21 protein-coding genes and 1 tRNA gene are annotated in these 26,775 nt (G+C 34.4%); 5 read left to right on the plus strand and 17 right to left on the minus strand.

Going from position 1 to position 26,775, the window contains the following annotated elements; translation table 11 throughout:
• From obgE to hpt, 3 genes are read right to left on the minus strand one after another with little or no spacing between them, the layout of a single operon-like run.
• Positions 1-1,020: a GTPase ObgE gene (obgE, locus tag BUB82_RS06275; protein WP_073192755.1), complete on the minus strand. Its 1,020-nt coding sequence runs from the start codon at positions 1,018-1,020 to the stop codon at positions 1-3.
• 3 nt (positions 1,021-1,023) lie between these two features.
• A complete protein-coding gene (locus BUB82_RS11905) occupies positions 1,024-1,596 on the minus strand; it encodes an adenylate kinase (protein ID WP_073192756.1) in 573 nt (190 codons plus the stop codon).
• A gap of 2 nt (positions 1,597-1,598) precedes the next feature.
• The gene (hpt, locus tag BUB82_RS11910; protein ID WP_073192757.1) at positions 1,599-2,123 is read right to left on the minus strand and encodes a hypoxanthine phosphoribosyltransferase; all 525 of its coding nucleotides are present in this window, start codon (positions 2,121-2,123) and stop codon (positions 1,599-1,601) included.
• Between the two features lie 167 nt (positions 2,124-2,290).
• Between hpt and polA the strand changes: the two genes are divergently transcribed.
• Positions 2,291-5,107: a DNA polymerase I gene (gene polA, locus BUB82_RS06290; RefSeq protein ID WP_073192758.1), complete on the plus strand. Its 2,817-nt coding sequence runs from the start codon at positions 2,291-2,293 to the stop codon at positions 5,105-5,107.
• Position 5,108: 1 nt separating this feature from the next.
• A complete protein-coding gene (locus BUB82_RS06295) occupies positions 5,109-5,588 on the plus strand; it encodes a UpxY family transcription antiterminator (protein ID WP_073192759.1) in 480 nt (159 codons plus the stop codon).
• Positions 5,589-5,591: 3 nt separating this feature from the next.
• On the opposite strand, the gene hemB is transcribed toward BUB82_RS06295, so the two are convergent.
• On the minus strand, positions 5,592-6,587 hold the full coding sequence (gene hemB / locus BUB82_RS06300) for a porphobilinogen synthase (protein WP_073192760.1): 996 nt from the start codon (positions 6,585-6,587) through the stop codon (positions 5,592-5,594).
• A 3-nt stretch (positions 6,588-6,590) separates the two neighbouring features.
• Positions 6,591-8,264: a glutamine--tRNA ligase/YqeY domain fusion protein gene (locus tag BUB82_RS06305; protein WP_073192761.1), complete on the minus strand. Its 1,674-nt coding sequence runs from the start codon at positions 8,262-8,264 to the stop codon at positions 6,591-6,593.
• 105 nt (positions 8,265-8,369) lie between these two features.
• Here BUB82_RS06305 and folB point away from each other — a divergent pair, with 105 nt between their 5' ends.
• Positions 8,370-8,726 (plus strand): dihydroneopterin aldolase, encoded by a 357-nt coding sequence (gene folB, locus BUB82_RS06310; protein ID WP_073192762.1) that lies wholly within the window; start codon positions 8,370-8,372, stop codon positions 8,724-8,726.
• Positions 8,727-8,778: 52 nt separating this feature from the next.
• Positions 8,779-8,849, plus strand: a tRNA-Cys gene (locus tag BUB82_RS06315).
• A gap of 123 nt (positions 8,850-8,972) precedes the next feature.
• On the opposite strand, the gene BUB82_RS06320 is transcribed toward BUB82_RS06315, so the two are convergent.
• The 9 genes from BUB82_RS06320 to BUB82_RS06360 all read right to left on the minus strand — a co-directional run bounded on the left by BUB82_RS06320 (position 8,973) and on the right by BUB82_RS06360 (position 23,450).
• On the minus strand, positions 8,973-9,710 hold the full coding sequence (locus BUB82_RS06320; RefSeq protein WP_073192763.1) for a succinate dehydrogenase/fumarate reductase iron-sulfur subunit: 738 nt from the start codon (positions 9,708-9,710) through the stop codon (positions 8,973-8,975).
• 5 nt (positions 9,711-9,715) lie between these two features.
• Positions 9,716-11,638 carry a fumarate reductase/succinate dehydrogenase flavoprotein subunit gene (locus tag BUB82_RS06325; RefSeq protein WP_073192764.1) on the minus strand — a complete coding sequence of 641 codons (1,923 nt, stop codon included), beginning with the start codon at positions 11,636-11,638 and terminating at the stop codon, positions 9,716-9,718.
• 2 nt (positions 11,639-11,640) lie between these two features.
• Positions 11,641-12,303, minus strand: a complete 663-nt coding sequence (locus BUB82_RS06330) for a succinate dehydrogenase cytochrome b subunit (protein ID WP_262501839.1) — start codon at positions 12,301-12,303, stop codon at positions 11,641-11,643.
• Positions 12,304-12,361: 58 nt separating this feature from the next.
• The gene (locus BUB82_RS06335; RefSeq protein ID WP_073192766.1) at positions 12,362-13,072 is read right to left on the minus strand and encodes a LysE family translocator; all 711 of its coding nucleotides are present in this window, start codon (positions 13,070-13,072) and stop codon (positions 12,362-12,364) included.
• Positions 13,073-13,119: 47 nt separating this feature from the next.
• A complete protein-coding gene (gene recJ / locus BUB82_RS06340) occupies positions 13,120-14,814 on the minus strand; it encodes a single-stranded-DNA-specific exonuclease RecJ (protein WP_073192767.1) in 1,695 nt (564 codons plus the stop codon).
• Position 14,815: 1 nt separating this feature from the next.
• Positions 14,816-17,518 carry a PD-(D/E)XK nuclease family protein gene (locus BUB82_RS06345; protein WP_073192768.1) on the minus strand — a complete coding sequence of 901 codons (2,703 nt, stop codon included), beginning with the start codon at positions 17,516-17,518 and terminating at the stop codon, positions 14,816-14,818.
• A gap of 163 nt (positions 17,519-17,681) precedes the next feature.
• Positions 17,682-19,055, minus strand: coding sequence for an OmpA family protein (locus BUB82_RS06350; RefSeq protein ID WP_073192769.1), 1,374 nt, complete (start codon positions 19,053-19,055; stop codon positions 17,682-17,684).
• An 88-nt stretch (positions 19,056-19,143) separates the two neighbouring features.
• The gene (gene kbl / locus BUB82_RS06355; RefSeq protein ID WP_073192770.1) at positions 19,144-20,343 is read right to left on the minus strand and encodes a glycine C-acetyltransferase; all 1,200 of its coding nucleotides are present in this window, start codon (positions 20,341-20,343) and stop codon (positions 19,144-19,146) included.
• 20 nt (positions 20,344-20,363) lie between these two features.
• Complete coding sequence (locus BUB82_RS06360; protein ID WP_073192771.1) at positions 20,364-23,450, minus strand: UvrD-helicase domain-containing protein; 3,087 nt, start codon at positions 23,448-23,450, stop codon at positions 20,364-20,366.
• Between the two features lie 152 nt (positions 23,451-23,602).
• Between BUB82_RS06360 and BUB82_RS06365 the strand changes: the two genes are divergently transcribed.
• Positions 23,603-24,211 (plus strand): superoxide dismutase, encoded by a 609-nt coding sequence (locus BUB82_RS06365; protein ID WP_073192772.1) that lies wholly within the window; start codon positions 23,603-23,605, stop codon positions 24,209-24,211.
• A 32-nt stretch (positions 24,212-24,243) separates the two neighbouring features.
• On the opposite strand, the gene BUB82_RS06370 is transcribed toward BUB82_RS06365, so the two are convergent.
• Genes BUB82_RS06370 through BUB82_RS06380 form a run of 3 tightly spaced genes read right to left on the minus strand, consistent with a single transcriptional unit; the run spans position 24,244 to position 26,774 of the window.
• On the minus strand, positions 24,244-25,299 hold the full coding sequence (locus tag BUB82_RS06370) for a glycosyltransferase family 9 protein (protein WP_073192773.1): 1,056 nt from the start codon (positions 25,297-25,299) through the stop codon (positions 24,244-24,246).
• Positions 25,299-25,907 (minus strand): DUF4254 domain-containing protein, encoded by a 609-nt coding sequence (locus BUB82_RS06375; RefSeq protein ID WP_073192774.1) that lies wholly within the window; start codon positions 25,905-25,907, stop codon positions 25,299-25,301. The genes BUB82_RS06370 and BUB82_RS06375 overlap by 1 nt, the downstream gene beginning before the upstream one ends.
• 45 nt (positions 25,908-25,952) lie before the next feature.
• Complete coding sequence (locus tag BUB82_RS06380; RefSeq protein ID WP_073192775.1) at positions 25,953-26,774, minus strand: ZIP family metal transporter; 822 nt, start codon at positions 26,772-26,774, stop codon at positions 25,953-25,955.
• Position 26,775: the final 1 nt, after the last annotated feature.

The following is a 26,775-nucleotide window of genomic DNA, read 5'->3' on the forward strand; positions in this document are numbered from 1 at the left end:
CTAGTTTAACCTGGCTTTATCAGCATTAACAGACTCCCAAAGCTTGTCTTTTAATTCCTGTAATCCTTCTTGAGCCACAGATGAAATAAATAAATATGGTGTGTTTTTGAAGCCTAATTTCAGTTCTTCATTTAACTCCGCTTTCAGTTCTTCGTCTAGCATATCAGATTTTGAAATTGCAATCAAACGTGACTTATCTAATAATTCAGGATTATAGCGCTTCAGTTCGTCGAGTAAAATCTCGTAAGATTTAACAACATTATCGGCATCTGCAGGGATTAAAAACAACAAAGTTGAATTACGCTCAATATGTCTTAAAAAGCGATAGCCTAATCCTTTACCTTCGGCCGCACCTTCGATAATACCTGGAATGTCGGCAACGACAAATGATTTATAATCACGGTACTTAACTATTCCTAGATTTGGTTTTAAAGTCGTAAATTCATAATCAGCAATTTTAGGCTTAGCCGCTGTTATGACCGAAAGTAATGTAGATTTTCCTGCATTAGGAAAACCTACCAAACCAACATCTGCTAAGACTTTTAGCTCTAGCGTAATTTGTTTTTCTTCACTTTCAATTCCTGGCTGCGCATAACGTGGCGTTTGGTTAGTAGATGTCTTAAAATGTGCGTTACCCTTACCGCCTTGACCACCTTTTGCAGCTATATATTCTTGCTGATCTTCGGTGATTTCTTTTATAATCTCGTTAGTTTCTGTATCACGAATAATTGTACCTAAAGGCACTTCAATAATCGCATCTTCACCATCATGTCCTGTACTGGTTTGTTTCCCGCCATCACCGCCATGGGTTGCACGAACATGTTGTTTAAATTTTAAATGAAATAGCGTCCAGTAATTTTTATTGCCACGAACAATAACATGGCCTCCACGACCGCCATCACCACCATCTGGACCGCCTTTTGCAACGGCTTTTTCACGTCTTAAATGCGTAGATCCTTTACCACCTTTTCCAGATTTGATAAAAATTTTAATATAGTCAACAAAATTACCTTCAGTCATTCCTTATAATGTCTTTACAATATCAGCTAAGCGGTTAGCGATTTCTTCAATACTACCAACACCATTTACTGTGTGCAGCTTATGTTTTGATTTATAATAATCTTTTAAAACTGAGGTTTCTTTATAATAGACACTAACACGATTTTTTATAACATCTTCGTTTGCATCATCTGCTCGACCTGAAGTTTTGCCGCGTTCTAAAAGGCGATCTACAAGAACTTGGTCAGGAACTTCAAGTGATAACATCGCATGAACTTCGGTGTCTAAATCAGCTAACAATTCATCTAAGGCTTCTGCTTGAGCCACTGTTCTAGGAAAGCCATCAAAGATAAAACCGTTTCCAAATTTATCTTCCTCAACGGCTGTTTTCAACATACCGATGGTCACTTCATCTGGCACTAATTCACCTTTATCAATGTAGGCTTTAGCTTCAGTTCCTAGGTCTGTTTGATTTTTAATATTTTTTCTAAATATGTCGCCTGTTGAAATGTGTTTCAACTTAAAATTTTCTTTTAAACGTTCGGCTTGTGTGCCTTTTCCTGCGCCTGGTGGGCCAAATAAAACAATATTGGTCATTGTTATGATTTTAGTTGATATATCTCTGGTAAATTTCGACCTAAACCATCATAATCTAAGCCGTATCCTACTATAAATTTTGGTGGAATTTCAAGTCCAACGTAATCGACTTTAAAGTCATATTTATAAGCTTTGGGTTTGTAAAATAAACTTGCAATTTTGTATGAATTAACCTTAGCTTCAGTTAACAAATCGATAATTTTTGCAAGCGTATGACCGGTATCGACAATGTCTTCAACAATTATAACATCTCGGCCTTCAAGCGAATTTAAACCGATTAAGGTTTGCACTTCACCGGTTGAACTTGTGCCTTGATAAGATGCTAATTTGGTAAAATTAATTTCGCAAGGTTGCTGATAATACTTCATTAAATCGCCTAAAAACATAAATGCACCATTTAAAACACCTACAAAAACAGGCGTTTTTGTAGTGTAATCTTTTGCTATTGTTACTGCTAAAGATTTAACGGTGTTTTGAATTTTTTCTGCTGAAATGTAAGGCTCGAATGTTAAATCGTGAAGTTTCATACGTTATAAAAGTAGCAAATATAAGCGATGTAATTTGAATACTGAATGTTAGCTTCAAGTTATTTACAGGTGATTAAAATTTAGAGCTAAAAGCTGAAGTTTCTAAGGTATTTATTAGCCCTTAATCGCTTTATTATTACATTTACGTTTCATTAAATCTTATTGCTATGTCCGCCAAGAAACGCTTGTTTTTAATCGATGCTTATGCCTTAATTTTTAGAGGTTATTACGCCTTAATTAAAAATCCACGAATTAACTCTAAAGGTCAAGACACCTCAGCAATTATGGGGTTTATGAATTCATTATTTGACGTCATTAAGCGTGAAAAGCCTGATCACCTAGCGGTTTGTTTTGACAAAGACGGCAGTGCAGAACGAACTGAAATGTATAGTGACTATAAGGCTAATCGCGACGAAACACCACAAGTCATTCGCGAGTCGATTCCTGTGATTAAGCAAATTATTAAGGCGATGCATATTCCTATCGAAGAAATTTCAGGAATGGAAGCTGATGATATTATCGGCACGCTAGCCAAACAAGCCGAGCAGCAGAATTATGAAGTTTACATGGTGACGCCTGATAAAGATTTTGCTCAACTTGTTTCAGAACATATTTTCATGTATCGTCCAGCGCGAATGGGGAATGGCATTGAAAAATGGGGTATTCCTGAAGTTCAAAAACGTTTTGGAGTCGAACGTCCTGAACAAGTGATCGATTATCTTGGTATGATGGGCGACTCTGCAGATAATATTCCTGGCTTGCCTGGCGTTGGCGATAAAACAGCCAAGAAATTTATTGCCAAATATGGTAGTATGGAAGGCTTGTTTGAAAATATTGACGACCTTAAAGGTAAAACCAAAGAAAAAATTGAAGCCAATCAAGAATTAGGACTAATGTCTAAAAAATTAGCCACCATTTTTACCGAATGTGAGGTTACTTTTGATGAAAAGAGTTATGAACTCTCACCGCCAGATGTCGAAAAAGTAGTTTCAATCTTCAAAGAATTGGAGTTTAGACGTTTAACCGAGCAGTTTATGAAAATGTATAACCAATCGGAAGACGCACCAACTTCAACTGAAGACGACGCCCAGACAGCTGGTGCTGGTCAATTTTCGCTTTTTGGTAATGATACTTCTTCTAAAGACGCTAACGCAGCTGACTTCCAAGGCTATAAATCGCTTGAAAACACGCCTCATTTTTATCAGCTTATCAATGGTAAAACAGCCTTAAATTTATTTGTTAAAAAGTTAATGCAGCAAACCTCTGTTTGCTTTGATACCGAAACAACAAGCTTAAAAACACTAGATGCCAAATTAGTAGGCATGGCCTTTTCATGGGGAAAACACAAAGGTTACTACATAAGTATTCCCGAAAATGATGCTGAAGCCCAAGAAATTTTAGAACAATTTAGACCTTTTTTTGAAGCTGAAACAATAGAAAAAGTAGGACAAAACCTTAAATATGACATCAAAGTTTTAGCTAATCATAACATTTCAGTTAAAGGACCATTGTTTGACACCATGTTGGCACATTACATCATCAATCCTGATATGCGCCACAACATGGATATTTTAGCTGAAACTTACTTAATGTATTCACCAAAACCCATTAAAGATTTAATAGGTAAAAAAGGTAAACAGCAAAAAAGTTTTAGAGAAGTTGAACTTGATGCACAAACCCAATATGCTGTTGAAGATGCAGATATCACCTTTCAACTCAAAAACTATTTTGAAAAAGAATTAGAAGACGCACACAACAAACCACTTTATAGCGATATTGAAATTCCATTATTACGTGTTTTAGCCGCTATGGAAATTGAAGGGATAAAACTTGATAAAGCGGCACTTGAAAACTTATCTGCAGAACTGAATAGTGACCTAAAGCGTTTGGAGACTAACATATTTGAAGCCGCCGATGAAGAGTTCAACATTGGGTCACCTAAGCAACTTGGCGATATTTTATTTGGTAAACTTCAAATAGCCGATAAACCTAAAAAAACTAAATCAGGGCAATATTCAACTGCCGAAGATGTTTTGTCTTATCATGCAAACGACCATCAAATTGTAAAAGACGTCTTAGAATGGCGTCAACTTTCTAAGTTAAAAAGCACTTATGTTGATGCCTTGCCAAAACAAATTCATCCTAAAACAAAGCGCGTACACACCGAATTTATGCAAACTGTTGCTGCGACTGGCAGACTAAGCTCTAACAACCCAAACCTTCAAAACATTCCGATCAGGACAGAACGTGGCCGTGAAGTTAGAAAAGCCTTTGTCCCAAGAGATGAAAATTACGTTTTACTCGCAGCCGATTATTCACAAATTGAATTACGCATCATTGCAGCATTAAGTCAAGAAGAAACCATGTTAAATGCCTTCAAAAATGGTGAAGATATACACGCCTCAACAGCTGCAAAAGTTTTTAACGTCCCAATTGAAGAGGTGACGCGTCAACAACGCAGCAATGCTAAAACAGTAAATTTTGGTATTATTTATGGCGTTTCGGCATTTGGTTTAAGTAACCAAACAGAACTCAGCCGAAACGAATCTAAAGAACTTATTGAAACCTATTACAAAACTTATCCTAAATTGCGTGATTACATTGACGATCAAGTCGAGTTTGCACGTGAACATGGTTATGTAAAAACCGTTATGGGTCGTCGACGTTACTTAAAAGACATTAATGCGCGAAACCACGTGGTCAAAAATGCTGCTGAAAGAAACGCCGTCAACGCACCTGTTCAAGGCAGTGCCGCTGATATTATTAAAGTTGCCATGATTAATATACACAAAGCCTTGATTGAAGGTGGTTTTAAATCTAAAATGTTACTACAAGTCCATGATGAATTAGTCTTTGATGCACATAAAGATGAACTGGATGAACTTCAACCACTCATCAAAAATCATATGGAAAATGCTTTTAAAATTGATGTCCCATTAGATGTTGAAATCGGAATCGGTCAAAACTGGCTAGAAGCGCATTAACATGACTACATCACTTAAAAATTGGTTTGTCATTTACACCAAACCAAATGCTGAAAAGAAAACAGCTCTACAGCTTGAAAAAATAGGTATTCAAGTGTATTGCCCTACAATCAAAATCATAAAACAATGGAGCGATAGAAAAAAGAAAGTTGATACACCTGTTTTACCTTCAATGCTATTTGTTCACATCGAAAATCATTTGCGAGAGCGCGTTTTTGAGGTACCAAATGTTGTAAGATATTTGTTTTGGCAAAAACAAGCTGCTATTATTAGTGATAGTGAGATTGAAATTTTAAAACAGTCTATCAATTTTAAAAAAGGCTTTAAATCTCATGATATAAAAGATTTAAAGCCTGGTTATAAAGTTGATTTAACCGAGAAAGGCTTCAAAAACATTAAAGGAACTGTCAAGTATGTTAAAGACAATAAATGCTGGGTAATTATTGAGCCCTTGGGTTATCTTTTAAAACTTGAAAGCTAAAATTTACTTTGAATTTAAAAGTTGAGCGGCATCTTTTGCAAAATAAGTAGCAATTAATTTTGCTCCGGCGCGTTTTATTGCTGTTAGTTGCTCAAGCATAACCTCATCATGATTTAGCCAACCTTTCTCTGCAGCAGCTTTTAACATGGCGTATTCTCCACTAACTTGGTAAACAGCCACAGGAACATCTACATGATTAGCAAGATCTCTAACAATATCAAGATAACATAAACCCGGCTTTACCATTACTATATCTGCACCTTCATCAATATCAGCTAAAGTCTCGGTTACTGCCTCTTGCCGATTAGCAGGATTCATTTGGTAAGTTTTTTTATCTCTAGGTACGTCTTTAACATCAACTGGCGCTGAATCTAGTGCATCTCGAAATGGCCCATAAAATGCTGAGGCATATTTGGCAGAATAACTCATGATTCCTGTATGATGAAAACCAGCATCTTCTAATTTTGAACGCATTGCTAAAATTCGGCCATCCATCATATCGCTTGGCGCCACAAAGTCCGCTCCTGCTTGTGCATGACTCAATGCCATTTCAGCAAGTTTTTCGACCGTTTTATCATTAACAATTTCGCCATTTTCTACAATACCATCATGACCTAAATTTGAAAATGGATCAAGTGCCACATCGGTCATTACAAGCATTTCAGGTCTGGTTTTTTTTATAAGTTTAATGGCTTTTTGCATTAAACCTTGTGGATTAGTAGCGGCTTTTCCTGTATTGTCTTTTTGAGATTCATCTACTTTAACAAATAGCAGCACCGCTTTTAAACCGAGTTCCCATAAACTATTAACTTCAGCAGGAATGTGATCTAAGCTTTGCCTGAAGTAATTTGGCATTGATGGAATTTCTTCCTTAATATTTTCACCTTCAACTATAAAAAGAGGCACAATAAAATCGTTTGTACTGAGCTGATTTTCTTGCACTAGTTGACGAATACTATCATTCTGGCGCAATCTTCGGAAGCGATTAAGTGGGTACATATATTATTTATTTTTCCAGGAATCCCTGAGTGTAACAGTTCTATTGAAAACTAAATTAGATTCGCTTGAATCTTGATCGACACAAAAGTAGCCGATACGTTGAAATTGAAACTTTTCTAGTGCTTTAGCTGTTTTTAAACTTGGTTCAACTTGTGCTGTAATAACTTCGAGACTTTTCGGGTTTACGAAGTCAAGAAAGTCTTTTTCTTTATGAGCCGTTGGATCTTCAACAGTAAACAAACGGTCGTAAAGTCTTACTTCAGCCGGAATAGCATGAGGAACAGAAACCCAATGCAGCGTACCTTTTACTTTACGTTTTGAGGCTTCGGTACCGCTACCACTTTTACTATCTTCATCATAAGTACAATGCACTTCAATAATGTTGCCGTTATCATCTTTAATCGCTTTCTCAGCTTTAATGATATAAGCATTTTTTAGTCGAACTTCCTTTCCTAGTTTTAATCTAAAAAACTTTCGGTTAGCTTCTTCTCTAAAATCTTCTTGTTCAATATAAATTTCACGAGAAAACGGTATTTGACGAGAACCAGATTCTGGGTCTTCTGGGTTATTTTCAGCAGTTAGCTGCTCTGTTTTATCTTCAGGATAGTTAGTAATAATAAGTTTTAAGGGATTTAAAACTGCCATAACTCGTGGCGTTGTTTTATTAAGGTCTTCCCTTGCTGAAAATTCAAGACGAGAAACATCAATCATATTTTCACGTTTTCCAATACCGATATCATTGGCAAAATTACGAATTGATGCAGCCGTAAAACCACGGCGCCTTAGACCTGAAATTGTTGGCATTCGCGGATCATCCCAAGAATTCACTATGTTTTCTTCTACTAATCGAAGTAATTTTCGTTTACTAACTACGGTATGGCTTAGATTACGTCTAGCAAATTCACGCTGTTTTGGGAGTAATTCTCCTTCGTGACTAACTTTTTCAACAAACCAATTGTATAACTCACGATGTGGTTGAAATTCGAGCGTACAAAATGAATGTGACACTTGTTCTATAAAATCAGATTCGCCATGTGCCCAATCGTACATTGGGTAAATGTGCCAATCGTTTCCTGTACGATGATGTGGTTCGTGTAAACAACGGTACATGACAGGATCCCGCATTAACATATTTGGAGAAGACATATCTATTTTAGCTCTTAAAACGTGGGCTCTTGGTGGTGTTTCACCATTTTTCATGGCTTCAAACAACTCTAAATTTTCAGTAATAGGTCGCTCACGATAGGGACTTGATTGTCCAGGCTCAGTTGGTGTTCCTTTTTGAGCTGCAATAGCTTCAGAAGATTGGCTATCAACATAAGCACTACCTTGTTTAATTAACTCAACAGCCCAATCATAAAGCTGCTGAAAATAATCTGAAGCATAACATTCTTTAGCCCATTTAAAGCCAAGCCATTCAACATCTTTTTTAATAGCATTAACGTAAGCTTTTTCTTCTTTAATTGGATTAGTATCGTCAAACCTTAAATTAACAGGTGCATTATATTTTAACCCTAAACCAAAATTTAAACAAATAGACGATGCATGACCAATATGTAAAAACCCATTAGGCTCTGGTGGAAAACGAAATTTGAGTTGCTCTTTATTATAGCCGTTATTTAAATCGTCTTCTATAATTTGTTCAATAAAATTTAGTGACTTTTTTTCTTCAGACATAGTAATTAATTAAGTCAACAAATTTACTGATTTTTATGTAGTGAATTGATGAGATACAAACATATTTAACGCCTGAAATAAGTTTATATTTGCAAGAAAAAAGCTATGAATGCTATTATTTTAGAAAATATTAGAATATTTAGTAACCACGGTTGCTTAACTGAAGAGTCTAAGATTGGCAGTAATTATCGTGTTGATTTAAAGGTTGAAGCCGACCTGACAAAGTCATCTAAAAGTGACGATTTAAATGACACCGTAGATTATGTAAGCTTAAACGCTATTGTTAAAGAAGAAATGGCCATACGCTCTAAACTACTTGAGCATGTTGGTAAACGTATTTTAGATCGCATTTTTAATGAGCTTGACTTGGTTAGTTTTGCTGAAGTAAAAGTTTGCAAGCTAAACCCACCAATTGGTGGTGATGTTGAAGGTGTTACAATTTTAATGACAAAACGCAGATAATTTGCTTGAATTTTAAAGAGTTTTATTAAATTTGCAATTCTTATAAAATAATGGTGTCGTGGCCGAGTGGCTAGGCAGTGGTCTGCAAAACCATCTACAGCGGTTCGAATCCGCTCGACACCTCAAAATAAACCTCTAATATTTAGTATATTAGAGGTTTATTTATTTTACACATAAAGTGTTCTAAATCATTATTTACTTATTAAATTTTCATTTTAAGTTGTTAATCTTGACTTCAGCCTAGAACTATAGTTTAGCTTTATTGTATTCAAAATTCATTCTTGCAATGTTAAGAACAGAAATCTCTTGAGGACACTCAACCTCACAAGCTTCAGTATTAGTACAATGACCAAATTCTAAATTTTCCATACGGTTAACCATATTTACTGTTCTTTGTTCGCTTTCCTTTTTACCTTGAGGAAGTTTTGCTAAATGAGAAATTTTGGCTGAAGTAAATAATGCTGCGCTTGCGTTTTTACAAGTTGCCACACAAGCTCCACAACCAATACAAGCCGCAGAGTCGAAGGCTGACTCAGCTTCATCATGAGTAACCATGACACTGTTAGCTTCGGGTGCTTGACCTGTATTTACAGAGACATAGCCACCAGCTGCTATTATCGCATCAAAAGCCGAACGGTCTACTTTTAGATCTCGTATTACTGGAAATGCTTTGGCTTTAAAGGGTTCTATATAGATTGTATCACCATCTTTAAAAGATCGCATATGTAACTGGCAGGTAGTTGTATTTTTTAATGGTCCATGAGCAATGCCATTAATCATCAGGCCGCACTGACCACAAATACCTTCTCTACAATCATGGTCAAACTCAATCGGGCGTTCACCTTTTTTAGCTAATTTCAAATTTAACATGTCAAGCATTTCTAGAAATGACATTTCGGGAGCTACCTCGTTTAAGCTATATTTTACAATCGCTCCTTTACTGTCTTTATGCTTTTGTCGCCAGACGTTTAAATGTATTTTCATAATCTTTATTTGTAGCTTCGTTGTATTGGCTTGACAAATTCAAACACTAATTCTTCTTTATTTAATAAGGGTTCAGATGGGTTTCCTGTCCATTCCCAGGCTGAAGTGTAAGCATAGTCTTGATCATTTCGAAGTGCTTCGCCATCTTCAGTTTGATACTCTTCTCTAAAATGCGCACCACATGATTCATCACGACTCAATGCATCTTTACACATCAGTTCTGCTAACTCCATGTAATCGTAAACTCGACCCGCTTTTTCAAGTTCACTGTTGATATCTTCTACATCTCCAGGGACTAATAAGTTTTCATTAAATTCATCTCTTAGCTGTTGTATAGTATTAATCGCTTGTTTCAAACCTGACTCTGAACGAGAAAGACCACATTTATCATAAAGTATTTTTCCTAATTCCTTGTGAAATTCTTCTGCTGTTTTACTTCCTTTACAATTAACGAATTGTTGTAATTGTTGTCGAGCGTTTAATTCAGCTTCTTCAAAAGCAGGATGATTAATATTAGTTTTCGGCGTATTGATCTCATCTGCTAAATAATTTTGAATCGTATAAGGTGCAATATAATAGCCATCAACACAGGCTTGCAATAGAGAGTTTGCTCCTAAGCGATTTGCACCATGATCTGAAAAATTAGATTCTCCAATCGCAAATAAGCCTGGAATAGTCGTCATTAAATCATAATCTACCCAAAGTCCGCCCATAGAAAAGTGAGCTGATGGTGAAATTTTCATTGGCTCTTCATAAGCATTAATTCCTGTAATTTTTTGGTACATCGTAAATAAGTTACCATACCGCTGCTCAATTACATCTTTACCATATTCAGCTATTGCATGAGCAAAATCTAGATAAACGGCATTTTGTAGTGTTCCAACTCCTTTACCTGCATCAATTTGTTCTTTAGCCGATCTTGAGGCAATATCACGTGGTGCTAGATTACCAAACGATGGATATTTACGTTCTAAATAATAATCTCTCTCATTTTCAGGAATTTGGTTTGGTGAGCGTTGATCGTTTTTCGCTTTTGGCACCCAAATGCGACCATCATTACGAAGTGATTCTGACATCAAGGTCAGTTTAGATTGGTAAGGACCGCTTTGCGGTAGACTTGTAGGATGAATTTGCGTCCAACTAGGATTTGCCATGTAAGCTCCTTTTTTATGAGCCCGCCAAATAGCTGAAGCATTACAACCCATAGCTAAAGTTGATAAATAATAAATTTTACCAAATCCGCCTGTTGCAAGCACAACCAAATGTGCGCCATGACGTTCAATCTTGCCTGTATCAAGATGTCTTGCAATTATACCTTTAGCTTTGCCGTCGATTAAAACTAAATCTAACATTTCATGACGACTATATAGTTTGATTTTTCCTGTTTCAGTTTGTCGCATTAAAGCTTGATACGCACCTAGAAGTAACTGTTGACCAGTTTGTCCCCGAGCGTAAAAAGTTCTTGAAACTTGCACGCCACCAAAAGATCTATTTTTTAAATACCCACTATATTCACGACCGAACGGAACACCTTGCGCAACAGCTTGATCGATTAAGCTAGCAGAGCACTCTGCCAAACGATAAGTATTTGCTTCACGTGATCTAAAATCGCCACCTTTTAAAGTGTCAATAAACATTCGGTAAATGCTATCTCCGTCGTTTTGGTAATTCTTCATCGCATTAACGCCACCTTGTGCTGCAACTGAATGTGCACGCCGTGGTGAATCTTGAAAGCAAAAGCTTTTTACATTATAGCCCATTTCGGCTAAAGACGCAGCAGCAGATGCTCCTGCCAAGCCTGTTCCTACAACTATGACCTCCAGCTTTTTTCGATTATTAGGACTCACCAATTTAGCTTGAGCCTTATAACTTGCCCACTTCTGGTTTAATTCTCCTGCTGGGATGTTTGCTTTAATTGTCTTTGCCATTCTCAATTATTTATAAAAAGATAAATAGGAATTATGAGGTAGCCTAAGCTTAATATAATTCCAAATACCAAGCTTACACCTTTAACCATCTTAGTATAAAACGGGCTATATAAGCCTAAACTTCTTGTTGCACTAAAAACACCGTGAATCAGATGAAATCCTAAGGCTAAAATAGCAACTGCGTACAAAATAACGTACCACCAATCTTGAAAAGCCACAACAACCAAACTATATAAGTCCTTTTGACCATCAGCATCTAGTCCGATTTCTCCAAATTTATAGGGATACCAAAAATCTTTAAAATGAATGACTAAGAAGGCGAATATAATAAGGCCTAAAAGCATCATATGTCTAGCATACCAACTACTGGCGCGGTTTCGTCTATCTTTTGCGTATTGACCTGATAGCATACGGGATTTTTGACTAAGATAAAAAGCATCTACGGCATGTATTAAGATGCTCGCATATAAACCATAAGATACAATTTTAATAAACCAACTGCCCGATAGTAATTCACTATACCAATTATATTGAAGCTGTGCTTCTTTAGCTGGTAGAAGTAGCTGAAGGTTACCTACTAAGTGAATAATTAAGAAAAAACTTAAAAAAAGACCTGTCAGAGCCATTAAGTTTTTACGAGTTAATGCATTTTTAAAATACCACAAAGTTTTAATTTTTAAGTAAATAAATAAAACACGATGATACTAAAACCTTGAATAGACTTTAATGACTTTTATCATTTAATACTGAAATAGGTGTTAGCTTTGTTTTTTCAAATTGATTTTCAATCTGTTTTACATCATCAGGAAATAAGCCTCGTATAACCAAAACAACACCGAAAATAAGCAATACAAAGCTGATTAATTTTTTAACAATGACGACGCGTTTTGGTGTGAGTGAGTTTTTTAAACGCTTAGCCAGCAATATTTTTAAAATGTCTATCACTAAATAAGTAATTAAAATTGTACTAAAAAAAGTAATCATACGTGAAGGCTCCATATTTAGTGTTGGCCCAAAAATAATAAGCAAGCCTAACCAAAAGCCTAAAACACCTATGTTTATAAAGTTAAGTAAAAAGCCTTTAATAAAAATACTAATATAGTCTTTACGCTTTAGCTTTTGAACTTCAAAATCAGCAGTCGTATAGGTGGCTTTTTTAACTTTCAAGTAACTAATTAGAGCATAAACGACTAATACTGAACCGCCAAAAATAAATAGCGCAGGATCGTCTTTTATACTTTTTAAAAGTTGAGATGTACTAAAATAAGCAATACAAAGAAAAAATACATCGGCTAAAATAACGCCTAAATCAAAGGTAAATGCCGCTCTAAAACCACGTAAAGCGGCCGTTTCTAAAAGTACAAAAAAAACAGGACCAACCATAAAGGCTAAAAAGACACCTAATGGTATTGCGGAAATTATATCTTCAAGCATCAACTTATGATTGTTAGCTCAAAGTTAATAAATCTAGTTTTAACAAGCTACTGAGGCCTCATATCTTTAATATTTAACTGAATGCTGACTTGATTATTCCATTCATTTTCTTCAACTGTAAAAACAGCTTCAATTTGATTAGCAGCTTTCAAACGAGACAATTGAGCGCCTAGGTTGAAGCCTATAGCATCTATAGCTATTTCATCTTGAATAAGTTTACATTTTAAGTGTTTATGTTCAGCACCGACAGTTTTAGCATATTGATCGAGCTTCAAATTTTTGGCGTAGAATGTTGGCTTCATGTTACCTGGGCCAAATGGTGCAAATTGTTTTAAGATACGAATGAGTTTAAAATTAATTGCATTGAGTTTAATTTCTTGTTCAAAATTAATTTCTGGTGTTAATAAATTTTTGTCTATTGTAGACTTAACAACAGCTTCAAACTTCTGCTTAAAGTTTTGGTAATTATCTTGTTTTAAGGTTAAACCAGCGGCGTATTTATGTCCGCCAAATTGTTCTATAAACTCGTCACACTGCTCCAAAGCATTATAAACATCGAAGCCAGAAACACTTCTAGCTGAAGCCGCTAACTTATCGCCACTTTTTGTAAAAACTAGGGTTGGACGATAATAAGTCTCTGTGAGCCTGGATGCCACAATCCCAATTACGCCTTTATGCCAGTTATCTTGATAAACAACACTTGTAAAGTTATTTGTTTCTTTATTGGCTTCAATTTGCGCTAGTGCTTCAATAGTTGTTTGCCGATCTTCAGTTTGTCTATTGGTATTGTATTCTTCAATTTTAAGTGCTTGCTCCCTAGCCTTTTCTTCGTCCTTTTCACCTAATAATTCAACAGCATGCAAGCCGTGTTTCATTCGACCAGCAGCATTAATTCTTGGACCAACACCAAATACTAAATCTGTTATTGAAAAGTTTTTTTTATCATTTTGACCTAATAGCGCTTTAATACCAATTCGTTTACGAGCATTAACTAACATGAGACCATAGAAGCATAAAATACGGTTTTCTCCAGTAATTGGAACAATATCTGAACCTATAGCAATGGCTACTAAATCAAGGTATTTATATATTTTTCGCTCACTTAATTGGCGTTGTTTTTGTAAAGCTTGAATTAATTTAAATCCTACGCCGCAACCACATAACTCTTTATAAGGGTATTGACAATCGTTTCGTTTAGGGTCAAGAACGGCTACCGCATTTGGGATGTTTTTTCCTGGTCTGTGATGATCACAAATAATAAAATCGATGCCTTTCTCTTTAGCATATTTTACTTTATCTACTGCTTTAATTCCACAGTCTAAAGCAATAATTAAAGTGATAGAGTTATCACTTGCATAGTCAATACCTTGATAAGAAACGCCATAACCTTCTTTATAACGATCAGGTATGTAAGCTGTAACATTAGGGTAAGTCTCTGTTAGATATTCATACATTAAAGTTACCGAAGTAGTGCCGTCTACATCATAATCTCCATAAACCAGAATATTTTCATTTTTTGATATGGCAAGTTCAATACGCTCTACTGCGTTTAACATGTCTTGCATTAAAAATGGATCGTGAAGTTGAGTTAAATCTGGACGAAAAAAGGATTTAGCTTGATTAAAGGTTGAAATACCTCTATTTATAAGTAATTGAGCTATTTCAGCTTGAACACCCAATTCTTGGGCTAATTTCTCGCAGAGTTTTGGGTTTTGGGTTTGGTGTAATGTCCATCTTTTCATCTTAGACCTTTTTTTCTAAAAACGGTATTTCGGGGTTTAGTATTTCAGATATAAGTTGATCGAGTTCCTGCTTAAACTGTTCCAAAACTTGAACTGAAATATCAGGATTTCCTTTAGTTTTATTGTATTTAAGCTGAAACTTCAAAAAACCTGCATTTAAATTTTTAAATGAAATAATACCTGCGTTAAGCGGGAACGAAACTTCATCTTCTGCTAATAAAGTATAAAATAAAACCTGAAAAGCCTTACTGTATTTATAATTGCTTGTGAAACCTTCCCAATCTTGCTCAGCTTTTAAATGTAAAGGTTCTACTCTGCCAGTTTTATAATCTAAAATACGATATTTTCCGTTGATTTGATCAATACGGTCTACAGTTCCTTTTAATTTAATTCTTTGTCCTGATTTGAGTTGAAAAGACTTAGTCTTGGTTGATTCAACTTTTATTAATTTAACATCTTGAGTTTTTACCATTGATAGTTCAAGATGCAAAAAGCGTTTAGTTTGTTGCTTGGCAATTTCAAAAATGAGTCTGTTTTGGCCCTGTTTTATAGCGTTAATATCAAATTGTTCCGAAAATTGCTGAGTTAAAATAGACTCATAAATATTTAGGAACTCTTTAATATCTTTAACTGTAATTGGCTTACCAATATGATTTTCATAGAGTTTTTCTAAAGTGTTGTGAACAATAGTACCATGTGTTTTGTAAGAAACTTCTTCTTCAATTTCATTTTGGTCCTTAACGCCTAAAAGGTAACGCTTGTAAAAATCTATTGGGTTTCTTATGTAAGTAGTCAAAGCTGAAGGTGAAATCCCGCTATTAAATAGTCGGTTTAATTCTTCCATCATTTCTGATGTCTTTTGAACTTCTTGCAAGCTGTTTACTTGCATAGTTGCATCAGCAGATACACTATACTTTTTAATAGTATGCTTAGGTTGTTTAAAAACCTCAAGTTGAGTTACAAATCTGCTTTGTTCGGCTTTTTGCATACCTTCAGCCTCTACGTTAAAAAGTAAATGCGCTGTTTTAGCACGTTGCAATAATCTGAAAAAATGATAGGCATAGACATTGTCTTTTTCAGTATAAGTTGGCAAACCATAATTTAGTTTTAGATCGAATGGCAAATATGAATTTTGAGATTTTCCAGACGGTAAAACACCTTCATTAATACCGGTTAATATTATGGTTTCAAAATCTAGTACTCGCGTCTCTAGCATACCTAAAATCTGAAATCCTTTGTCTGCTGTACCTTTGAAGTCAAGATTTTTCTTGGCTAATATGGATTGGTATAAACTTTTGAAGCTTTTAAATGAAATTTTAAAGTTATAAGTTGAAAATAGCAATTGAATTTCTTCGAAAACACTTTCAAATTCTTGAAGTAAAAATTGCATACGCTTGCTTAAGCTATTATGCTTCAATAAAAAGGAAATCAGACCTAAATTAGACTCTAAAAAGTGTCGTACATCGGTTGAAGTATTTAGGCTTAGTGTTATTACCTGATAGAAATCATCTGAAAGTTTTAGCTTTTTTGCCAGCTCGGCAACTTCAACTTGTAATAAATTTTGATCTAAAATATATTTGTTAACCTTAGAAACTTCAGTAGGATAAAGCTGTTTTATGAGATTATGATTTATAATTTTCAATAAATCTTTATGATACAAATACTCGTTAGAATTGAGCTGTAAAGCAATTAAATCATCAAAAAATGGACTTAAAATTGACTTAGATAAGTGTAAGCCCATTGTAATATTTGCTTGCTCAATTGTATTTGGCAGCGCATTGATTATGGGTTGTAATAAACTTTCATCACCTAAAACCAAGGCAGTATTTTGGAGTTTCTTGGGCGGTATTTTTGATAAAATTTGAGCAACAGCTTTGGCTTGACCAATTTGTTTTGAAACTTGATATATATTGATAGCTTTAGCTTCTGTAAAGCTTCGATTTGTTGGTTGAATAGGTGTTTTATTATAATATGGCCAACTGTTGTAAGACCTTATGAACTCAGCTGACTTATGATTTTGTAATAGGTAAGCATCAATATCCCAAAAAGCTGTGGCATTACCTGAATTAAGTAGCATTTTAAAAATATCAATTTCGCAAGTGTTAAGCGCATTAAAACCTATTAAAATAAAATGATTTTGTGTATGCTCTAAATAATGGGTACAATTAGATTTTGCCAATTTGTAAGCTAAACCTTGATAAGCCTTAGATTGATTTTGCAAATGGGCTGTAAAAGCAGAATAATATTGGGGTAACTGCTCCCAAAATTTTAGATATTTTTTTACTAAATCTGACTTGTTTTTTGCATTAGACCAGTGTTCAATATCTTTTATATCACTTAAATGTTTAAATAACTTTTGAGCATTAATGTCATATCGGTCAATCTCGTTAAAATCATGAATCAATGTTTCAGCCCAGCTATAAAAGTTTTCAAAGCTTTCAGCTTGATCTTTATTAGTAACAGATAGATAAGCTTGATAAAACTGAAATATGCTTTCTGTATGATCTATGATTTCAACCTCAGCCAAGTTAGCTATAAAGCTTTCTATGCTTATAAATTCAGGTAGAATCACAGGTAAATCTAATTTAGCAACCAGTTTTTTTTTACATAGATTAGCTGCTCTTTTACTAGGAAAAATAAGGGTTGTATGACTTAAGTCTTGAGTAGTAATTGATTCTACAACTTGATCTAAAAAGGTATTCATTTAATGGTATTGATAATATTAAAATGCTGTTGTTGAATTTAAGCTCGAAGTTAATAAAACCTATCTTTAAAATTACATAATTTAAGTTAGACCATCTAAATTTTTGACATAAAAAAACCACCTCGTCTTGAGGTGGTTTTATAAAATTGATTAAGAGTTTTAACTATTTAACTAAGTTAATTTCAACTCTTCTGTTTTCAGCTCTTCCTTTTCTTGTATTGTTAGAAGAAACTGGTTGAGTTTCACCATAACCTTTAGAAGAAAGTCTAAATGCATCTACACCGTTTTCAACTAAATAATTTTTAACTGAAAGTGCGCGAGCTTCAGAAAGTTCCATATTATTTTTAGCACTACCAACGCTATCAGTGTGGCCTTCTACTGTAAACTTAGCATTTGGATATTCATCTAAAATTGCTAAAATAGCTGTAAGCGCCTCTTCAGATTGCTTAGTAATAGTTGTTTTACCAGTTGCAAAATTGATTGTTTTAGCGTAATCGTTTAATTCTTTTTGAACTTCTTCAGTAACCTCAGGGCAACCATTATTAGAAGATGTTCCTTCAACTTCAGGACACATATCGTCTTTGTCTAAAACGCCATCTCCATCAGTATCTGGCCAAGGGCAACCATTATTAGCTTTAGGACCTTTTTCATTAGGACACTCATCATTTTTATCAGCAATCATATCACCATCAGCATCTGGGCAACCGTTTAAAGCTTCAGAACCTGCATCGTTTGGACATTCATCCATTGGATCAGCGATACCATCACCGTCAGAATCAGCACAACCATTAAATTCTGCTACACCTGGTGTATTTGGACACTTATCTTCTTTATCTTGGATTCCATCTGCATCTGAATCTGGACAACCATTAAAGTCTTTAAGACCTGGAGTAGTTGGGCACTCGTCATATTTATCATAAATACCATCATCATCAGTATCTTTACCACCGAAAGCGACTTTTAAACCTACAGAATGTTGAAATAAATCCATTCCTGAATTTTCAAAAGCTGTTTGATACATCGATTCAGCTGTAATAGCTACTTTATCAGATAACCAGAAGTTAGTTCCAATTCCAGTGTTAAAGGTTGCTTCACCGTTACCATCAATCCAGTAGTAACCAGCACCAACACCTAAATAAGGATCAAACCAATCTTGGCCTTTGATAATTTCTTTAAAGCTATATTGTACATTACCGTTAAAAGATAAAAACGATAAATCGTCTGCAGGAACGTCTCCTATTTTATCAATTTGGTTTATCGAACCATTTAATTCAAGAATAAAACCATCACCTAAATATTTACCAACAGTAAGTTTTGAAAATGAAGGGATATAATTCCAGTGATCTGTTAAGTTATAAAACTCATCTAAGAAGTTTTCACTAGACATAGTCCCTTCACCCATTCCATTTCCGGTAGGATAAAAATCAACAGCATTAGTACCTATACTAATCGCCCATGGATTATCTTTTGTCTGTGCTTGTACTGTAACACCAATAGCAAGTAATAGGATTAGTGCTAGTTTGTTTAAGTGTTTCATAATTATTTCAATTAATTAATATTTAATTTGCAAATGTAGGTTATTCAGTTGTTTTAACAAATTTATTTTGAAATTTATAACAATGCGATTATTCGATAACATTAAGCTGCTTTCCAACTTTAATGAATGCATTTATTGCTTTATCTAATTGCTGTTGCTCGTGAGCAGCCGAAAGCTGTACCCGTATCCTTGCTTTATCCTTAGGCACTACAGGATAAAAGAAACCAATTACATAAATACCTTCTTCGAGAAGCAGTTTTGCCATTTCTTGTGATAGCTTTGCATCATACAACATTACCGGAACAATTGCTGATTCGCCATCTATAATATCAAAACCAGCTTTTTGAAGTCCTTTTTTAAAGTAACTTGTATTTGCCGTAAGTTTTTGACGTAATGTATTATCGTTTTCTAATAAATCAAATACTTTAATTGAAGCGCCAACAATTGAAGGCGCTAAGGAATTTGAAAATAAATATGGTCTTGAACGCTGACGCAACAACTCAATAATTTCTTTCTTAGCTGTTGTGTAGCCACCCATGGCACCACCTAAAGATTTACCTAATGTCCCTGTAATAATATCTACACGGCCTAAAACTCCTTTTTCTTCAAGTGTTCCAATACCTTTTTCACCTATAAAACCGGTGGCATGGCATTCATCAATCATTACTAAAGCTTGATATTGATCAGCTAAATCGCAAATTTGATCAAGTGGCGCTACTAAACCGTCCATTGAAAAGACACCATCGGTGACAATTAAAATATTACGCGCCCCATTTTCTTTAGCTGCTTTTAATTGCTGTTCTAAATCTGCCATATCGCCATTTTGGTAGCGGTATCGCGCTGCTTTGCAAAGACGCACGCCGTCAATAATTGAAGCATGGTTAAGAGAATCAGAAACAATAGCATCTTCTTTGCCTAAAAGTGGCTCAAAAATACCGCCATTAGCATCAAAACAAGCGGCATATAAGATGGTATCTTCTGTGTTGTAAAATTTAGCAATTCGTGCTTCTAATTCTTTATGAATATCTTGTGTACCACATATAAAACGTACACTTGACATCCCAAACCCATGAGAATCTAAAGTATCTTTGGCGGCTTGAACAACCTCTGGGTGCGATGATAATCCTAAGTAATTATTAGCACAAAAATTAAGCACCTTTTTTCCAGTATCTAAAGTAATTTCAGGCCCTTGTGGCGAGGTAATTATTCGCTCATCTTTAAACAAGCCATCATCTTTTATATTGTGAATCTCTTGCTCTAATTGTTCTTTTAATTGTTCTGAATACATAACTCAATTTTTTTACAAATCTACAAATTTATCAACTCAATCTGGTCTGAAATATAGACCAAGATTAAAGCTGAGACTTTATAATTCATCGATTCGAAAATCGTGGCATATTGTTTTAGCTGTTGTTCATGCTGCTTACTTTTATCACCTGTTTTATAATCAATAATAGCTACTTGATTATCTTTAACACAAAACTTATCTGGCCTAAAAACTTCACCTTTATAAAAAATATCACGTTCATTAAAGCTTTGCCATTCGGCGGAAAAATAAGGTGCTAAGTTAGGATGCTTCACAACTGCTTCAAGTTGTTGCTGAATAAATTTAAGGTCTAGATGGTCAGGATTTAAAGTTGAAGTGATTCGTTTTATATCGCTTTCAGTATAAATTTTAGCTAGTAAATCGTGCAGCATTAAGCCGTAACTAACCGCTTGATTTTTAGTGCTATGCTTAACCTCATCAACTAGTTCAACCTCTAGTTTATCTTGACCAAAAAACTGAAGTTGAAACTGTTCTGAATCTTCTTCAGCTGAAGTTTGAGGAAGTGTTTCACCTATAAAATAATCATCATTTTCTCCTTGAATTCCTTCAACTTCAATATAGTTTTTAAATAAATTCGATATGGCCTTTGTATTGTGATCAGATTCATTTTTTGAAAAAATATGCAGTTCTTTTGATGCTCTTGTTAATGCAACGTACAATACATTTAAACAGTCAAGTTCTTTTTCATAGATTAAATTTTGGTAAGCTTTTTCGTAAAAGTCGAGACCTGAAATATTTCCTGGTGTTTTTATTAAACCAAACGGAATTTTAAACTTAGCATCAAGTGGTAACCACAGGTGAGATTTACCTATATCATGGTATTTTTGGTTAGCAAAAGGGTAAATAATGACAGGAAATTCAAGGCCTTTACTTTTATGGATAGTCATAATATTTACCGCATTAAAACCCGATGATGTTGAAATGCTTCTTGAAGCAGATTTTAGCTCCCAATCACTTAAAAAAGTGGTTAAATCGTTATTTTTTTTCTCTCCAAACTGAAAAACCTCATCTAAAAAAAACTGAACATAAGCATTACCTTCAATATGTAGTGAACTTAAGCAATATTCTACGGCGTTGTACAAACCTAAACGCTGAAATTTTTGAATATCAAAACTGATACCATAGTCACTTAACGCTTTTATAAACATCTTAAAATCAAGTTGCAACAAACTTTTATGCGTCTTAAAATCGAGCGTTTGAGATTGATTTAAGAAATGATATTTTAAAAAGTTGTGTTTAGCTTCAAGATTTTCATGATCATTTAAATAATTTAAAAAGTTGGTTAATTCTTGTACTTGAGCATTTGCGCTAATAAGCAGAGTTTCAGAAGACATCACGTTAATATCTTGTGATTTTAAGTAATTTGCAATCGAGATCCCTTCATCTTTTTTCCTGACCAAAACACAAATTTCATTGAGTTTAAAGCCTTGTTCTATTTTCTCGGTAATACACTGGTAAACTTCAACAGGATAGATTTCAAGTTCATCAGCTTTTAATTTAGCATCTATAAACTTAATTCTTACTAAACCTTTATTGTTTTTTTTGGGGACTTGCTTTAGCTTATCATCAGTGTAAATCTCATGAATTAGCGGACTCGACATTTGTGATTTTGCTAATTCAAAAAAACGGTTGTTAAAGTTAACTATTGTTTTAGCGCTGCGATAATTAGAGCCTAAGGTTAGGGTTTCAGGTGGTATAGGAATGCTGGTTTCACCTTTAATCAAGTTCATAAATTGGTGTACATCACCACCTCGCCAAGCATAAATAGATTGTTTGGGGTCGCCTACTAAAGTTGCTGAGCCTTGTTCTTCGTTAAAACTGGTTCCTAGAGCATTTTCAACTAAAGGCGCTATATTTTGCCACTGCATAGTTGAGGTATCTTGAAACTCATCTATAAAATAGTGTTGAAATTTTTCACCCAAACGTTCGTAAATAAATGGTGTTGGTTGATCTTTGATTTGCTCGTTAATTTTTTGATTAAAATCTGATATTAACAGCAGATTTTTTTCTTCTTTTAAAAGTTCTAGTTCAATTTTCACTAAATGGATAACAGATAGTTGTGTTATAGATTCACAAAGCTTTTCATTTACTCTAATTTGTGCACTTATTAATTTACACTGCTCGTAAGCTGCAACAATTTGTGGAGATAAATTTTCTAAAGTTGATTTAACACTATCTGGAGTTGTTTTATTGTAATAAGTTGATGGATCGTCAATAGTCATCATCCAATCGGTCCCATCAATATTAAGTTTCTTTTGAGGACTGCCATTAATTATTTTTTCAAAAAATTTTGGTATTGAATTTCGTTTAAATTCAGCTCTAACATCATGCGCATCAAACACTGCTAATATTTGCTTGACTATTTCAATTTGCTGTGCTTCAAGTTCATTATTTTGAGATTCTAAATTTTGTTTTGTTTCAACAAAATCCTGAACTGAAAAGCTTTCTAAAGCTTCAATGTAAGGTAAATCATTTTCGCTTAAAATCAAACTTGCAGTTTCGAGGATATCTGATTTGATGTTTCCGCTTTTATCATCATTAACCATTTCAATCGTGTAATCAATAAGTAATTGCGTTAAAACCTCATCAGAACCAACACGGTTGATCAGTCGGTCAACTGCTTCTGCAAGCAGTTCATTAGCTTCAAGTTCAACATCAAAATTAATTGATAAATTTAAATCTTTTGCAAATGTTCTAATTACTTTATGTGTAAATGCATCAATGGTAGAAACTTCGAAAGCCGCATAATGATCAAGTAAAAATCGCAGTATTTTTTCTGATTTAGATATAACTTCTTTAGGTTGAAGTGCTGTTTTTTTAACGACTTCTTTAAATAAATCTGAAGTTTCATCACCAATTTTATAAGCTGAAAACTCTTGTAAGCTGTTTAAAATTCGTGACTTCATTTCACCAACCGCTTTATTTGTAAATGTGATTGCTAAAATGTGCCTAAAACTGAATATGTTATTTGAAAGTAATAACTTAGATAAATAATTTAAACTGAGCGTAAAGGTTTTACCAGAACCAGCTGAAGCATTATAAATAGTAAAATTAGATTGTTTTTCCATAAGCCCCTAAAGTACGATTTTTTTGCGCGAAAGCTATTAAATTTGAAAGACCAAGAGATTTGATTTTAAGTATTTTATAACACCAAAATATTTAATAAATGATGCAATCTACTTACATTTGAATAAATCTAATTAATAATAAAACAAAAATTATGGCATTCGAATTACCAAAACTAGATTATGCTCATGATGCTCTTGAGCCACATATCGACGCAAAAACTATGGAAATACACCATGGAAAACATCATAATGGTTATACCACTAAATTAAATGCAGCCATTGAAGGTACAGATCTTGAAGGAAAATCTATTGAAGAGATTTTAGAAAATTTAGACCATACTAATTCAGCTGTTAGAAATAATGGTGGTGGATTTTACAATCACAGTTTATTCTGGAAAGTGATGTCTCCAAATGGAGGCGGAAAACCAAGTGGAGACTTAGCTAATGCTATTGATAAAGCCTTTGGAGATTTTGATAGTTTTAAAGAGGCGTTTTCAAAAGCAGCAGCCACACAATTTGGCTCTGGTTGGGCTTGGCTTTGTGTTCACGAAGGCGGTCAAGTTGAAGTTTGCTCTACACCAAACCAAGACAACCCTTTAATGCCGAATGTTGGTTGTGCAGGTACACCAATTTTAGGAATTGATGTATGGGAACATGCTTATTATTTAAACTACCAAAACAAAAGACCAGATTATATTGAAGCTTTCTTCAATGTAATTAATTGGGACGAAGTTTCTAAGAGATATGAAGCTAATAAGTAATTAATTACTCCCTAATAAATTAAAGCCATCTGTTAATCAGATGGCTTTTTATTTAAAAAGGTTTTAATTCGCTCTGAAATCGAACTTGGCAAGATACTTTCTGCAACGTGTTCATAACCATCAATCATTTTATTACCATAAACTGAAAGCGGTAAAAGCGGGTATTGATTTAAATCTGGTAAAAATTGATCATCTTTGGTTTGCTTGTAAGGTGCAAATCCAGTTGCAGGATGAGTTGTAACCCAAACCGTCATCACTTTAACACCAAACATAGCTGCTAAATGTCCATTACCACTATCCATAGATAACATCAAATCTAAATTTGAGATTAAGGCTAACTCATCTTCAAAATTGAATTTTCCCGCAACAGAAAAACAATTATGATGAGAATTAGAGAGCTGATTTAACGCATTAACTTCAGCTTCACCACCACCAAATAATAAAATCTTTGTATGTGGTGCTAATTCTTTAATCACTTTTTCCAATAGATTTAGTGGATATTGTTTCGCTTTATGAGCTGCAAAAGGTGCTACACCTATAATTATTTCTTCATCAAAATTAAACGGAATTTGTTGAAGAATGGAACTTGGGATTGTTAGCTTTACATCAAGTTCTAACTTAGACAAATCGACTTTCAATTTATACCGTTTTAAAGCAGAAGCATAGCGTTCGTGAGTAGATTTAAGCGCTTTTAGTTTTTTATTAGAATTCAGTTTTGTCAGTGCACGCTTTTGTTTGCGGCCTTTTCTAAAACGTCTGTAATCGAAACCGCGTAATTTTAAAAATCCGCAGATTAAACGTGATCGCAATACATTATGCAAATCAACAACATAATCAGGCTTTATCTGACTAATTTCAGAAGACAATTGCCATAGACCTTTAATACCTTTATGCGTTGTCTTAACTTTTGCCTCGATGACATTTACTTCTGGTAAGTGCAAAAAAAGCTTCCCAAAGAAAGCTTTTGTTACTATTGTAATTTTTAAGTTTGGGTTTTGTTGCAATGCCGCTTTAATAACGGGAACTGTCATTGCCACATCACCCATTGCCGACAATCGAATTAATACCAGATGTTGGCGTGATTTCATTATTTTTTGCTACGTAGAACAGGATTTAACTCGTCGTCATTATACATTTTCATTTGCTTGTAAACTTTCATGTATTTTTCACCTTTAGCAATATCGTCAAGTAATTGGTCAACAGCTGTAGATAAATCAACACGTTGTTCAAGCAGAATATTTAATTTATTTTGGCAAGTTGTTTTGTGCTCTTCTGATGCATCACTTCGGTTAGACTCTTCAGCCATGTGATAGATTTTTAAAGCTAATATCGATAGCCTATCAATTCCCCAAGCAGGACTTTCTGTGTTAATTTTTGCATCGGGTTTAACCTGAACATCTTTGTACTTATCAAGAAAATAGCTATCAATAAATTCAACCGTATCTGTACGATCTTGATTAGAAGCATCAATCTTTCTCTTAAGAATCAAAGCATCTTTAGCATTAATTTCTGGATCACGAATTAAATCTTCATAATGCCATTGTACGGTATCAATCCAGCATTTACGGTATAATAAGTGTTCAATTAAATGCGACTCTCGATTATAAGGATTATTAAAGTCCTGATTTACAGTATCTTTAATATGATAAGTATCTATAACTTCTTTAAAAATTTGGTTGGCTTGTTTTGAAAACATAAACTGATTTTTAGCAAATATATCTAATTGAAACGAATTAGCGTATTAACCTAATCCAACATCTAAAGTCATCATCACTAAAAAGCCGCCAATAAATCCTAAAGTTGCAATATCAGTATTACGTTCGAGTTGTGATTCTGGTACAACTTCTTCTATTACGACAAAAATCATAGCTCCGGCTGCAAAACATAGTGCATAAGGTAAAATTGGCTCAAAGGATAACACAGCCCAAGCACCTAATACCGCTGCAAAAGGCTCAACAATAGCAGATAAGTGTCCATAATGAAAACTTTTCCAGCGGCTTAAGCCAAGACCACGTAAAGGCATTGCTACAGAAAAGCCCTCAGGAAAGTTTTGTAAGCCAATCCCTAATGCTAATGCTACTGCACCACCAATACTAGCGCCTTCAAGACCTGCTGCCGCTCCGCCAAACAATACACCAACTGCTAAACCTTCAGGTATATTATGTAATGTAATTGCTAACGTAAGTAGAACAGATTTGTGCCATTTTGTTTTTACGCCTTCTTTTCTATTTTCTTTAAAATTAATGTGTAAATGAGGTAGAACTTTATCTAAACCAAAAATAAAAAGCGCACCGAGTGAAAAGCCTACAAAAGCTGGAATTACTTTTATAAAACCTTCGCCTTCACTCATTTCAATTCCAGGCGCTAACAAACTCCAAAAACTAGCGGCTACCATAACGCCTCCAGTAAAACCAAGCATACCATCAAAAAGCTTACGGTTCATATCTTTAAATAAAAACACTAAAGATGCACCTAAACCTGTCACTAGCCATGTAAAGATTGTTGCTATGAGGGCTGCCATAACTGGATCTTGAGCTTCAAAAAAAGAAATTATTTGTTCCATC

Source organism: Psychroflexus salarius, from assembly GCF_900129035.1.
Lineage (GTDB): Bacteria > Bacteroidota > Bacteroidia > Flavobacteriales > Flavobacteriaceae > Psychroflexus > Psychroflexus salarius.

Bases quoted from the DNA above. Each gene is read 5' to 3' on its own strand.
- obgE (WP_073192755.1), bottom strand. From the start codon at position 1,020: ATGACTGAAGGTAATTTTGTTGACTATATTAAAATTTTTATCAAATCT.
- folB (WP_073192762.1), top strand. From the start codon at position 8,370: ATGAATGCTATTATTTTAGAAAATATTAGAATATTTAGTAACCACGGT.
- BUB82_RS06320 (WP_073192763.1), bottom strand. From the start codon at position 9,710: ATGAAAATACATTTAAACGTCTGGCGACAAAAGCATAAAGACAGTAAA.
- recJ (WP_073192767.1), bottom strand. From the start codon at position 14,814: ATGAAAAGATGGACATTACACCAAACCCAAAACCCAAAACTCTGCGAG.
- polA (WP_073192758.1), top strand. From the start codon at position 2,291: ATGTCCGCCAAGAAACGCTTGTTTTTAATCGATGCTTATGCCTTAATT.
- BUB82_RS06335 (WP_073192766.1), bottom strand. From the start codon at position 13,072: ATGCTTGAAGATATAATTTCCGCAATACCATTAGGTGTCTTTTTAGCC.
- BUB82_RS11905 (WP_073192756.1), bottom strand. From the start codon at position 1,596: ATGACCAATATTGTTTTATTTGGCCCACCAGGCGCAGGAAAAGGCACA.
- kbl (WP_073192770.1), bottom strand. From the start codon at position 20,343: ATGTATTCAGAACAATTAAAAGAACAATTAGAGCAAGAGATTCACAAT.
- BUB82_RS06360 (WP_073192771.1), bottom strand. From the start codon at position 23,450: ATGGAAAAACAATCTAATTTTACTATTTATAATGCTTCAGCTGGTTCT.
- BUB82_RS06370 (WP_073192773.1), bottom strand. From the start codon at position 25,299: ATGAAATCACGCCAACATCTGGTATTAATTCGATTGTCGGCAATGGGT.
- BUB82_RS06350 (WP_073192769.1), bottom strand. From the start codon at position 19,055: ATGAAACACTTAAACAAACTAGCACTAATCCTATTACTTGCTATTGGT.
- BUB82_RS06380 (WP_073192775.1), bottom strand. From the start codon at position 26,774: ATGGAACAAATAATTTCTTTTTTTGAAGCTCAAGATCCAGTTATGGCA.
- BUB82_RS06365 (WP_073192772.1), top strand. From the start codon at position 23,603: ATGGCATTCGAATTACCAAAACTAGATTATGCTCATGATGCTCTTGAG.
- BUB82_RS06345 (WP_073192768.1), bottom strand. From the start codon at position 17,518: ATGAATACCTTTTTAGATCAAGTTGTAGAATCAATTACTACTCAAGAC.
- BUB82_RS06375 (WP_073192774.1), bottom strand. From the start codon at position 25,907: ATGTTTTCAAAACAAGCCAACCAAATTTTTAAAGAAGTTATAGATACT.
- BUB82_RS06295 (WP_073192759.1), top strand. From the start codon at position 5,109: ATGACTACATCACTTAAAAATTGGTTTGTCATTTACACCAAACCAAAT.
- BUB82_RS06305 (WP_073192761.1), bottom strand. From the start codon at position 8,264: ATGTCTGAAGAAAAAAAGTCACTAAATTTTATTGAACAAATTATAGAA.
- hpt (WP_073192757.1), bottom strand. From the start codon at position 2,123: ATGAAACTTCACGATTTAACATTCGAGCCTTACATTTCAGCAGAAAAA.
- hemB (WP_073192760.1), bottom strand. From the start codon at position 6,587: ATGTACCCACTTAATCGCTTCCGAAGATTGCGCCAGAATGATAGTATT.
- BUB82_RS06325 (WP_073192764.1), bottom strand. From the start codon at position 11,638: ATGGCAAAGACAATTAAAGCAAACATCCCAGCAGGAGAATTAAACCAG.